General features: G+C 68.2%; 10 protein-coding genes. 5 read left to right on the top strand and 5 right to left on the bottom strand.

The features are described 5' to 3' along the window. Together ACFDSW_RS10885 and ACFDSW_RS10890 are read left to right on the top strand one after the other, a co-directional pair. Positions 1-1,251: DUF389 domain-containing protein (locus tag ACFDSW_RS10885; RefSeq protein ID WP_375250314.1), on the top strand; the 1,251-nt coding region annotated here is incomplete at its 5' end. 79 nt (positions 1,252-1,330) lie between these two features. Beyond that, positions 1,331-2,572 carry a DUF2254 domain-containing protein gene (locus ACFDSW_RS10890; RefSeq protein WP_375250315.1) on the top strand — a complete coding sequence of 414 codons (1,242 nt, stop codon included), beginning with the start codon at positions 1,331-1,333 and terminating at the stop codon, positions 2,570-2,572. 52 nt (positions 2,573-2,624) lie between these two features. Here the strand turns inward: ACFDSW_RS10890 and ACFDSW_RS10895 are convergent, their stop codons facing one another. Continuing rightward, a complete protein-coding gene (locus tag ACFDSW_RS10895; protein WP_375250316.1) occupies positions 2,625-4,121 on the bottom strand; it encodes a SulP family inorganic anion transporter in 1,497 nt (498 codons plus the stop codon). A 108-nt stretch (positions 4,122-4,229) separates the two neighbouring features. On the opposite strand from ACFDSW_RS10895, the gene ACFDSW_RS10900 reads away from it, so the two are divergent. The 3 genes from ACFDSW_RS10900 (at position 4,230) to ACFDSW_RS10910 (ending at position 8,035) form a co-directional block, all read left to right on the top strand. Further along, positions 4,230-4,358, top strand: coding sequence for a hypothetical protein (locus ACFDSW_RS10900; RefSeq protein WP_375250317.1), 129 nt, complete (start codon positions 4,230-4,232; stop codon positions 4,356-4,358). Between the two features lie 15 nt (positions 4,359-4,373). Beyond that, positions 4,374-7,568: a helicase-related protein gene (locus ACFDSW_RS10905; protein ID WP_375250318.1), complete on the top strand. Its 3,195-nt coding sequence runs from the start codon at positions 4,374-4,376 to the stop codon at positions 7,566-7,568. Positions 7,569-7,720: 152 nt separating this feature from the next. Continuing rightward, on the top strand, positions 7,721-8,035 hold the full coding sequence (locus ACFDSW_RS10910) for a helix-turn-helix domain-containing protein (RefSeq protein WP_375250319.1): 315 nt from the start codon (positions 7,721-7,723) through the stop codon (positions 8,033-8,035). Positions 8,036-8,102: 67 nt separating this feature from the next. Here ACFDSW_RS10910 and ACFDSW_RS10915 read toward each other — a convergent pair whose 3' ends face one another. The 4 genes from ACFDSW_RS10915 to ACFDSW_RS10930 all read right to left on the bottom strand — a co-directional run bounded on the left by ACFDSW_RS10915 (position 8,103) and on the right by ACFDSW_RS10930 (position 12,014). Beyond that, positions 8,103-8,906: an enoyl-CoA hydratase/isomerase family protein gene (locus tag ACFDSW_RS10915; protein WP_375250320.1), complete on the bottom strand. Its 804-nt coding sequence runs from the start codon at positions 8,904-8,906 to the stop codon at positions 8,103-8,105. A 119-nt stretch (positions 8,907-9,025) separates the two neighbouring features. Then, positions 9,026-10,093 (bottom strand): phosphotransferase, encoded by a 1,068-nt coding sequence (locus tag ACFDSW_RS10920; RefSeq protein ID WP_375250321.1) that lies wholly within the window; start codon positions 10,091-10,093, stop codon positions 9,026-9,028. Continuing rightward, the gene (locus tag ACFDSW_RS10925; protein WP_375250322.1) at positions 10,090-11,256 is read right to left on the bottom strand and encodes an acyl-CoA dehydrogenase family protein; all 1,167 of its coding nucleotides are present in this window, start codon (positions 11,254-11,256) and stop codon (positions 10,090-10,092) included. The genes ACFDSW_RS10920 and ACFDSW_RS10925 overlap by 4 nt, the downstream gene beginning before the upstream one ends. Then, positions 11,253-12,014, bottom strand: a complete 762-nt coding sequence (locus tag ACFDSW_RS10930) for an SDR family NAD(P)-dependent oxidoreductase (protein ID WP_375250323.1) — start codon at positions 12,012-12,014, stop codon at positions 11,253-11,255. The genes ACFDSW_RS10925 and ACFDSW_RS10930 overlap by 4 nt, the downstream gene beginning before the upstream one ends. Positions 12,015-12,092 lie beyond the last annotated feature (78 nt).

Genomic DNA, 12,092 nt, shown 5'->3' on the forward strand with positions numbered 1-12,092 from the left:
CGGTCGCTGAAGGCGATTGCGATCGGTGCGGGGGCGGCGGTCGCCTTTACCGCGCTACTGGTCCTCGTGTCGCCGTTGCAGGCGCCGACCGCCGAGATCGTCGCGCGGACGCGGCCGAACCTGTTCGATCTCGCCGTCGCGCTCTTCGCCGCGCTGGCGGGGACGTTCGCGATCATCCGCGGCCGCGGCGATACGATCGTCGGCGTCGCGATCGCCACCGCGCTGATGCCGCCGCTGGCGGTGGTCGGTTACGGGATCGCGACCCGCAACGCGCCGGTGGGCATGGGGGCCTTCGCGCTGTTCGCGACCAACTTCGTCACGATCGCGCTGTCGGCGACGGTGATGGCGCGCTTCTACGGGTTCGGCCACCATCTGTCGCGACGGCAAAGCTGGGCGCAGACGCTGATCCTGACGCTCGTCTTCGTGGTGATGGCGATACCGCTCGGCGTGTCGCTCAACCGGATCGGCCGGGAGGCACTTGCCACATCGCAGACACGTTCGCTGCTGTCGGATCGCTTCGGCGCGGACGCGCGGGTGACGCAGCTTGACATCGATTTCACGGCCAGGCCGATCATGGTGCGCGCCGTGGTGATCACCCCGCGTCGATCGATGCAACGGACGGCGGCGCTTCAGGCCGCGCTCGCGAAGCAGCTCGACCGCCCGGTGCGACTGAACCTCGACCAGATCCTGCTGGGGGCAGGGGCGGACGCGCTCGCCGCCCAGCGAGAGGAATTGCGGCAGGCTGGCGAGGCGACGAATACGGCGGCCCAGCATGTGACCGATCTGGCCAACAGCGTCGCGCTGATCACGGGGATCGCGCCGGACGCGGTGACGATCGATCGCGATCATCACCGTGCCGTCGCCTCCGCCGCGGTGTTGCCCGGTGCGAGCGTCGCGACCTATCGCACCCTGGAAGAGCGGGCCGCACAGCAGAGCGAGGATTGGCAGGTGGCGATCATCCCTCCGCAAGGGGCTCTCCCCACGATCGTCTTCGCCGATGGATCGGATGTGCTCGATGCCGCCGCCAGGGAGGCGGTCGTCACGGCCGCCTGGGCGGCGCAGCGATGGAATGTCCGGGCGCTCGCGGTGCCGGGATTGCCGTCCGACACGGCGTCGACCGACGCCAACCTGAATGCCCGCCGGGCGCTGGCGGTCGCGGCGGTGCTGCGGCAGCGAGGGATCATTGCGATGCCGGCACCCCCCTCGGGGCGTCGCCTGACCCTGACGCCGGTGGCCGGACCCGTGCCATGACAAGCGGGCGAAGCGTGGCCGTGTACCGTCCAGCGCGCCGCCGCCCGGCGAGCCCCCGGTGCCGCGAAGGGGATGACGATTGACGCGATGGCAATGGCTCGTCCGCCTGCTGTGCCGCAGGATGTGGTTCCGGGCGGCGCTGGTCTGCGCCTTCGGGGGCGCGCTGGCGCTCGCGGGTGCGCTGGTCGGACACACGATCTCTTACGATTTCGCCGCGACGATCGGCGCCAAATCCGTCGACGGCATTCTCGGCATTCTGGCGTCGAGCATGCTGGCGGTAACGACCTTCTCGCTGACCGCGATGGTCTCGGCCTATGCCGGTGCGACCAGCACGATCACGCCCCGTGCCGTGCAACTGCTGATCGATGACAGCACGGCGCAGAATACGCTGGCCACGTTTCTGGGCAGTTTCCTGTTCGCTATCGTCGGGATCGTCGCGCTGTCGACCGGCCTGTATGGCGAGTCCGGGCGGGTCATTCTGCTGATCGGGACGATCATCGTCATCCTGTTCATCGTGGTGACGTTGCTGCGCTGGATCGAGCATATCGCGCGCTTCGGTCGCGTCTCCGACACGATCGACCGGGTCGAGCAGGCCGCGATCGAGGCGGTCGACAAGATGATCGTGCCGCTGTCGCTCGATACCGGGGCAGTCCCCGCCGAACGGGAGGGGATGTCACGGGTCCTGCCGGACAGGCTGGCGCGGGTGACGCACGTCGATGTCGCGGTATTGGGCGAGGTCGCGGCGGCGATCGACGCCGATATTCATGTCATGGCCCTGCCTGGCAAGCTGGTCGAGCCGTCGCGCGCGATCGCTCTCGTCGACGGCGCCTGCGACGACGCGGCGCTGGCAAAGGTCCGGCAGGCGTTCACGCTCTCGCATCACCGGGCGTTCGATTATGATCCGCGCTTCGGCCTCGTCGTCCTGTCGGAAATCGCTTCGCGGGCATTGTCGCCGGCGGTGAACGATCCGGGGACGGCGATCGCGGTGATCGAGGCCGGCGCGCGGGTCCTGTCGCGCTTCGTCGGGCATCGCCCCCGGCGGGAGGCCGGGGTGCCCGCGCGGGTTCATTTTCCCGCGATCCGGCTTTGCGACCTTCTCGACGACCTGTGCCGACCCATCGCCCGCGACGGCGCTGCGATCGTCGAGGTCGGCGTCCGGCTGCAGAAGGCGCTCAGCGCGATCGCGCGCGAGGCGGCGGAGGCGCGTCCCCTGCTGGTACGCGAAGCGCGCGATGCGGCGGCGCGGGCGGGGGCTGCCTTAACCAGCGAGGCGGACCGGGCGGTGATCGAGCGAACCCATCGGGAGGCGTTCGCGGCGTGAGCCGATCCGACCCGCGCTGCCATCGATGCCGCGGGGGATATCGGCCCGTCGATCAATGCGGCGCCAGCCCCATTTCCACCCCGGTCTTGTCGTGCAAGGCGAAGCGATCGACGATGTCGGCGCTCGCCCGGTTGTAGCCGACGACGTGTACCTCACGTCCGTCGCGACGAAGGCGGGTGACGATCTTGTCGAGCGCGCCGACGCCGGAAATGTCCCAGAAATGCGCGCCGGTGACGTCGATCAGGACGTGACTAGCGGAGCCCTCCGTCTGAAACGCGCGGGTGAACCGGTCGACCGAGGCGAAGAAGATCTCGCCGGTGACGCGGTAGGTGGCGCGGGTCCCGTCGGCGCTCTCCTCGCGCTCGACCGCGAACATCCGCTGTACCTTGCCGGCAAAGAAGATCCCCGACAGCAGCACGCCGGCGAGCACGCCCAGCGACAGATCACGGGTGGCGACGACCACCACGACGGTCGTCAGCATCACGACGGAGGAGGTTGGCGGGTGGCGGCGCAGGTTCGCGATCGAGTTCCAGCTGAACGTCCCGATCGACACCATGATCATGACCGCGACCAGCGCCGGCATCGGCACGCGGCCGACGAGCGGGCCGAGGACCGCGAGCAGGAACAACAGGAACGCGCCGGCGACGAAGGTGGATAGGCGCCCGCGCCCGCCCGAGGTGACGTTGATGACCGACTGACCGATCATCGCGCAGCCGCCCATGCCGCCGAACAGCGCGGCGACGATGTTCGCGCCGCCCTGGCCGGCACACTCGACGCGCTTGGCGCTGTCGGTATCGGTCATGTCGTCGACGATCTGCGCGGTGAGCAGCGATTCCAGCAGCCCGACGGCGGCCATCGTCAGCGAATAGGGCAGGATGATCCGCAGGGTATCGAGCGTCAGCGGCACGTTCGGCAGGGTAAGGCTGGGCAGGCCGTCCGGCAGCTTCCCCATGTCGCCGACGGTATTGACCGACAGACCCAGGCCGATGCTGATGGCGCTGAGGATCACGATCGCCACCAGCGGCGACGGGATCACCCGCGTCACGCGGGGAAAACCGTAGATGATCGCGAGCCCGCCCGCGACCAACGCATAGGTTTCCCACCCCACATTCGTCAGCTGCGGTAGCTGTGCGAGGAAGATCAGGATCGCGAGCGCGTTGACGAAGCCGGTGATCACCGACCGCGAAACGAACTGCATGACGAGATCGAGCCGCAGCAGTCCGGCGGCGATCTGGATCGCACCCATCAGGATCGTCGCGGCGAACAGATAGTCGACGCCGTGATCGCGCACGAGCGGGATGACGACCACGGCGACCGCTGCGGTCGCGGCGGAGACCATGCCGGGGCGTCCGCCGATCAGCGCGATCGTGACCGCGATCGCCACCGAGGCATAGAGGCCGACGCGCGGATCGACACCGGCGATGATCGAGAAGCCGATCGCCTCCGGAATAAGCGCCAGCGCGACGACGATGCCGGCGAGCACGTCGCGGCGGGCGGCGGCGCCGTCCGTGAACCACTGACGGCGATAGGTATGAAGGTCGAACGTCATCGGAAATCCACATCAGGGAAAATGGCGCGGTGTGCGGCGCGTCCGATCATTCTGCGGTATCCCCGGCCCGATGAGCGGATGACCCGTCCCATACACGATTCATCACGCATGGCGACCGGCACGACGCCACGGCCGTGGTTGTTTGTGACGTCGGCGGAGGCGAACGTGCTGATCGACATCAACAGTGAGGCGCTCGCAGGAACGCCGCCGATACGCGCTCGTTCGTCGACTCCCTGACAGGAGCGTTGATCGATGCCATCACCCGCCACCGATGTTTCCCGGGCGATCGCGCCGTTGCGTGGATCGCCACAGCTGGGCATCGGTGAGTTGGCGGCGCATCTCGCGCGCGGATCGATGAAGGGCGATCTGTTCGTCGCGGCTGCCGACGATGTTCGGGGTGCGGCGGTCGCGCAGGCTCTTGCGGCGATGACCAGCGCCACGGTGATATTCTGCCCTGGCAGCGATGCCCTGCCGGGCGACGAGGCGCCGGCATCGCCCGCCAACGTCGGCCAACGGGTGGCCGCGCTGCGGCAGCTGCGGCTCGCGCAGCAGAAGACGGAGGACCGTGCCGCGATCGTCTTCATCACCACCGGCGAGGCCCTGGCGCGGCGCTATCCCCCAGCCGCCGCGTTCGAGGCGGCGCCGCCCTGCGTGGCACCGGGCGACAGGCTGGATCTGGCGCGGCTGTTCGAGGAACTGATCGAGACCGGCTATATCGTCGACGAGCGTGTCGACGAGCCTGGCGAGGTCGCGTTGCGCGGGCATGTGCTCGATGTCTATCCCGCCGACGCGGCGCAACCGGTGCGGATCGAGGTGGCGGACGGTCGCGTCGTCGCAGTGCGGCGCTACGATCCCGCCACCCAGCGGACCACGGCGGAACAGTCACAGCAGCAGCTGGGCCGCGTGGCGGAGCCGCCGGCGGGCAAAAGGGGCGTGACGCTCGCGGATCACCTGCCTGGCGCGACGGTCGCGATCGAGCCGCTGGCGGAGGAACGGCGGCGGCGCTTCCTGACGCTCGCTGCCGATGCCGCCAAACGCCGCCCCGCGCGCGCGATGGTCGCGATCGTATCGGATCGTGCGTGGCATGGCGCGGTGACGAAGCGGCCGACGCTGTCGCTGGATCGAGCCGGCGAGCCGCCACGTCGGCCTGTCGAGCACAAGGCGCCGCTACGTATGCTGGCCACGATCGTTCGCGAGGCCCGCGACGCGGGGCGTCGTGTCGCCCTGATCGGCAGCGCCCGCGATCTGCGCTTCCTGCGTCCGCGGGTCGCCAAGGCGCTGCGCGAAGAGCCGCAAATGACGGCGGACTGGGCATCGCTCGCAGCGGGATCGCCGACGTGTCTGTCGCTGCTTGAAGCACCGATCGAGCGCGGCTTTTGCCTGGATGACGTTGTCGTGCTAGCCGCCGCGGACCTGCTCGGTAGCCGGGCGGACCGCGACGATCCGCTGAGTGCGCCGGTGGAAGCGGCATTCCTCGGCCTTGGCGATATCAGGATCGGCGACGTCGTCGTGCATGAGGATCACGGCATCGGCATCGTCCGTGGCCTGGCGCCGATGCCGGCCGCCGACGGCGCCGAGGAGGCAATCCAGCTGGAATATGCCAAGGGCGGGATGCGTTTGGTGCCAGTCGACGAGGCGGAGCGGATCTGGCGTTACGGGGCGGATGCGGACGCCGTAACGCTCGACACGCTGGACGGGCATAGCTGGCAGAAACGGCGTGGCGCGATCGATGCCGCGATCGCCGAGACGGCCCGTGGCATGATTGCGCTGGCGAATGAACAGGCGGGCCGGCAGGCCCCCATGCTGGACCCGGATATCGCAGCCTATGAGCGGTTCGCGGCGGGGTTTCCCTTCCTCGAAACGCGCGATCAGGCCCGCGCGATCGAGGCGGTGCGCGACGATCTGGCGTCGGGCAAGCCGATGGACCGGCTGATCGTCGGCGATGTCGGGTTCGGCAAGACCGAGGTCGCGTTGCGCGCTGCCGCGCTGGCCGCGCTGGCCGGCCATCAGGTCGCGATCGCCGCGCCGACCACGGTGCTGGCGCGACAGCATCTCGAAACCTTCACCGCGCGTTTCGCGCCGAGCGGGATCACCGTCGCCGGCCTGTCGCGGCTCTCCAGCCCGGCGGAGCGGAAGCGCGTCAGGGCAGGGCTGGCGGATGGCACGATTCAGATCGTCGTCGGCACCGGCGCGATCGCCGGGAAGGGGATTGCCTATGACCGGCTGGCCCTCGTCATCATCGATGAGGAACAGCGGTTCGGGGCGGCGGAGAAGGACCGGCTGCGCGGGCTGGGCGCTGGCCATGTGCTGACGCTGAGCGCGACGCCGATTCCGCGCACGCTGCAATCTGCGCTGGTCGGGATACGCCAATTGTCGGTGATCGCGACACCGCCCGCGCGACGCCAGCCGATCCGTACCGCCATGGCCTCGTTCGACGAAACGATGGTGCGTACCGCGCTGCTGCGGGAGCGCAGCCGCGGGGGGCAGAGCTTCGTCGTTGTGCCGCGGATCGAGGATATGCCGGCGGTCGCCGCGACGCTGCGGCGGCTGGTGCCGGAACTCGATCTGCTGGAGGCACATGGCAAAATGCCGGCGGACGAGATCGACGCGACGATGGTGCGGTTCGGGCGCGGCGAGGGGGACGTGCTGCTGGCGACGACGATCATCGAGGCGGGGCTGGACGTACCGCGCGCCAATACGATGGTGATGTGGCGGGCGGATCGCTTCGGCCTGAGCCAATTGCACCAATTGCGTGGTCGGGTCGGACGCGGGCAGCGGCGCGGGCAGGTTCTGTTGCTCACCGATCCCGATGCCACGATCGCACCGCGCACACTCAAGCGGCTGCGGACGCTCGAAGCCTTCGACCGGCTTGGCGCGGGCTTCGCGATCAGCGCGCGTGACCTGGATATGCGCGGGGCGGGCGATCTGCTCGGCGAGGCGCAGGCCGGGCATATGAAACTGATCGGCGTGGACCTGTACCAGCATCTGCTGGAAGCGGCGTTGCGGACGGCGCGGGGGGAAGTGGTCGAACGCTGGGTTCCCGACCTGCATCTGGGGCTGACCGGCAACCTGCCGGTGGACTGGATCCCCGACGACGAGCTGCGCGTGACCTTCTACACTCGGCTGGCGCGGGCGAGCGACGCGGCCGCGATCGACGCGCTCGCGATCGAGATGGCGGATCGCTTCGGTGCGATCCCCGACAGTGCGGAGACATTGCTGGCGGTGGCGCGGGTGCGTGCCAGTGCCCGCGCGGCGCGGGTCGCGCGGATCGATGCCGGGCCGGGGGCGATCGCGCTGACCCCGCTCGCGGCGGGCTGGCCGGCGCGGGCGCCCGATGGCTGGGTGAGCAAGGGGGAGCGCTGGTTGCTGAAAGAGCGGATCGACGACGCCGGCGTAAGACTCGAGCGTGTCGAGCAGGCGCTGGAGGAATGGCGCGAGGCCGCCTGACACCGGACGATCGAAGCCGGCCGGGCCTGGCGGTGGCTGGTCGCCGTTCCCGTGCCGTTCCGGGGCGATCCGCCCGGCGGTGCTCAATCGTCCGGTATTATCGTTTCGTTGACCTCATGCTATCTCCCCGCGATGGAGCGGAGGGAGAAGCCTTGAGAACGACATCGTCGGCGGAGCAGCAGGTACTCGCGCGTAATATCCGTCGTGCTCGCGAGCTAAAAGGCTGGTCTCAAGAGGAACTTGCCCGGCGTGCGGGGATGGAGCGAGCGTATCTCTCCGGAATCGAACGTGCGCAGGCGAACCCGAGCCTGCTGAAGATGACGTCGATCGCGCATCAGCTTGGCTGCGACGTCAGCACGCTGTTAACTCCGGGCGGTGATGCCGAGGCATCGGACCAGCAATTGCGCGAGGTGGTGCGCGCGATCGTGAAGACGCTCGATGAGGCGGATCTGCTGGCGGCCCATTGACGCGCGCCGCCCCCCGATGTTGCCGTGCGCCCGGCGGTCTGATGAATGAATGGCCTGACCGGGCGGTTCAGTCGGCGATATAGTCCGGCGCCCGCTTCTCGAGAAAGGCGCGCATGCCCTCGGCGAAGTTGGGGCTGGCGGCGGATAGCAACTGGTTGCGGTTCTCGATCGCCATCGCCGCTTCCAGCCCGGGCGCATCGACGGCGAGATTGATGCCTTCCTTGGTCAGCCGCAATCCCTTCGGGCTGGCGGCCAGCAGGTCCCGCGCCATCGCCGTACCCGCTTCTTCCAGCAGTTCGTCGGCGACCACGTCGGACACCAGCCCGGTCGCGAGCGACCGCTTCGCATCGATGAAACGCCCGGTCATGATCAGTTCCGATGCGACCGACAGCCCTACCAGCCGCGGCAGGAAGTAGCTGACCCCCATGTCACAGCCCGACAGCCCCAGCTTGATGAAGGCGGCGTTCATCCGCGCGCTTTCGCCCGCGATGCGGATGTCTGATGCCAGCACGAACGCGAACCCCCCGCCGCAGGCGGCGCCATGGATGAGCGAGACGATCGGTTGCGGGCAGCGGCGCATCTTGACGTATACGTCCGCCAGATAGCCCTGAAAGCCGAAGCCACCGCCGAAAGGGATCTCTTCGGCCTGTCGTCCGGCGGCCTCCTTGATGTCCAGCCCGGCGCAAAAGGCACGTCCCGCACCGCGCATCACCACCACGCGAACCGAACGATCATGGACGAGTCGTCCGAAATAATCGGCGAGTTCGCCCACCATATGCGTGTTGATCGCATTCATCGCGTCGGGACGATCGAGCGTCAGCCAGTCGGCGGCGCCGCGCTTCTCGATCCGGATCGTCTGATACTCGGCCATCGCCCGTATCTCCCCCTTGCGCCGATGACGCCGCTGGGCGCCGCGATCTGTCGCGGCGTCATGGGCGATCGGTGGCGCCGCTGTCCAGCCGTGTGGCGGCGCTCACCGTGCGATGGGGGTTATCGGCATTGTTCCATCGCCGCGCGCGCCAGCCCGGCAAGCCTCGGAAAGCTCTGCGCGCGCTCCCGCGCATGTGCGGAGGCGGCGGTGCCGCGGATCACGCGGCCCTTGATCCCGTGGAAGATGGCCGCAAGCCGGAAGAAATTGAAGGCGACGTAATAATCGTAATTTTCGATCCCCGCGCGTCCCGTCCGCGCGCAATAGGCGGCGACATAGTCCTGCTCGCCGGGAATGCCGAGCGCCGAAAGGTCGGCGCCCGCCAGTCCGGCCACGATATCGGGCGGCATCCGGTACATGATCGCATGATAGGCGAAATCGGCGAGCGGGTGGCCCAGCGTCGACAATTCCCAGTCGAGCACCGCCAGGACGCGCGGTTCGCTGGGATGGAAGATCATGTTGTCGCAGCGGAAGTCGCCATGGACGATACTAGTCTCATCGCCCGCGGGGATATGCGCGGGCAGCCATTCGACGAGCGCATCCATGTCGGCGTCGCGCCCCGCGTCGGCATCGTTCAGATATTGTTTCGACCAGCGCCCGATCTGCCGCGCAAAATAATTGCCCGGGCGGCCATAGTCGCCGAGCCCGATGCGCTCATGATCGACGCTATGCAACGCCGCCAGCGTCGCGTTCATCGCGTCGAAATAGGCTGCGCGCTCATCACGCGCTACATCGGGAAAAGTCGCGTCCCAGAAGACGCGGCCTTCGACCATGCCCATGATGTAGAAGGGCGTGCCGATCACTTGTTCGTCCTCGCACACGCCGTGGATCGGCGCGACCGGCACGGGCGTGTCGACAAGCGCGGTCAAAATGCGCGCCTCGCGCAGCACATCATGCGCGCCCGGCAGCAACGGCCCCGGCGGCTTGCGGCGCAGGACATAGCGCGCGCCGGGGGTCGACAGGCGATAGGTGGGGTTCGACTGCCCCCCCTTGAATTGCTCGACGGTCAGCGGGCCAGAGAAGCCATCGACATGCGCGGTCATCCAGCGCGCCAACGCCTCCTCGTCGAAGCGATGCGCCTCGCGGACCGGGGTGGTGCCGGCATTGGCGTCCTGATCGACCCCGCTCATTGGGCGGTCTTCCAGTCGCGCTTGATCTTCTTGGCGAGGCTCCATTTGTGCACCTCGGTGGGGCCATCGTAGATCCGGAAGGCGCGGATCTCCCGAAACACCTGTTCGACGATCGTGTCGCCGGAAACGCCGGTGCCGCCCATCGCCTGGACGCAGCGATCCGCGACGCGCATCAGCGCCTCCGACACCGCGACCTTCGCCATCGAGCTTTCCGCGCCGCCCGGCTCGCCAGCGTCGAGCACGCCCGCGCACCAGTCGATCATCAATTCGGCCTGCTTCAGGTCGATCAGATTTTCCGCGAGCATGAAACCGACGCCCTCATGATCGATTAGCGGTTTGCCGAAGGCATGCCGCCGGTTGGCATAATCGGTCGCGATCTCGTTCGCCCGAACGCACGCGCCCAGCCAGCGCATGCAATGCGACAGCCGCGCGGGCGCGAGGCGGATCTGCGCATATTTGAAGCCTTCGCCGCTATGCCCCAGCATCTGGTCGGCGGGGATACGGAGATTGTCGATCCGCACGACGGCATGGCCACCCGGCATCGAGCTGTCGATCGTGTCGAGCACGCGCTCGATCGTGATTGCGGGATCGGGCAGGTCGACCAGGAACATGCAGGCGCCATCATGGGACTTCGCCATGACGATCCCGACCTTCGCCCCTTCGGCACCGGTGATGAACGCCTTGCGGCCGTTCACCACCCAATGGTTGCCGTCGAGCTTCGCGGTCGTCAGCATCATCGACGGGTCGGAGCCAGCGCCACCCTCCGCCGCCGGCTCGGTCATGAAGAACGCCGAACGGGCCTCGCCGCGCACCAGCGGGTCGAGGAAGCGGCGCTTCTGGTCCTCGCTGCCGACCTTGCCGAGCAGGAACATATTGCCCTCGTCCGGCGCGGCGGTGTTCACCGCTAGCGGGCCGAGCGGCGACAGCCCGGATTGGCGCAGCACATAGGCGGTCTCGCGCTGATTGAGGTGGCTGCCGTTGGACAGGATATGCGGCGTCAGCACCCCCGCCGCGCGCGCTTTTTCGCGCATTTCGATCACCAGCGAATCGCTCGGGCCATGGCCGCCGCAACGCGGATCGCGTTCATAGGGCACGATCGTGTCGCGGACGAACGCCTCGACGGCGGCGCCGATGGTGCGCGCGCGCTCGCTGGGCGCGCTCATCGCGGCGCCATCCGGATGGCGCCGTCGAGGCGGATCGTCTCGCCGTTGAGCATCGGGTTGGTGACGATCGCCTCCACCAGTTGCGCATATTCGTCCGGTTGGCCGAGCCGCGACGGGAAGGGTACTTGCGTGCCAAGGCTGTCCTGCGCCTCCTGCGGCAGGCCCGCGAGCATCGGCGTCCAGAAGATGCCGGGCGCAATCGTCATCACGCGAATGCCATAGCGCGCCAGTTCGCGCGCGACCGGCAGGGTCATCCCCGCAACGCCCGCCTTGGACGCCGCATAGGCGGCCTGGCCAATCTGGCCGTCGAACGCCGCGACCGAGGCGGTGTTGACGATGACGCCGCGCTCTTCGCCGATCGGCTCCGCCTTATGGAGCGCCGCCGCGAATTTGGAGGCCACGTTGAACGTGCCGATCAGGTTGATCGAGACGATCTTCGCAAAGGCATTTAGCGAGGCGGGATTGCCGTCGCGATCGATCACCTTCGCAGGCGGCGCGATCCCGGCGCAATTCACCAGGATGCGCGCGGTGCCATGGGCCGTTTCCGCGGCCGCGACCGCACCAGTGACCGAGCCGTCATCGGTGACGTCGACACGGAAGAAGCGGCCACCGATCTCATCGGCCAGCTGTGTCCCGGCTTCTTCGTTGAGATCGAAGATCGCAACCTTCGCGCCGCGTGCGGCGAGCCGTCTGGCGGTGCCGCTTCCCAATCCGGAGGCGCCCCCCGTCACGATCGCGGCGACTTCGCTGATATTCATGCCCTGTTCCTCTCTGACTGACGATGCCGGCGTGTATGCGTCACAGGCCGCGCGCGATCACCATGCGCTGGATGTCGG

It is taken from the genome of Sphingomonas sp. (genome assembly GCF_042091075.1).
Lineage (GTDB): Bacteria > Pseudomonadota > Alphaproteobacteria > Sphingomonadales > Sphingomonadaceae > Sphingomonas.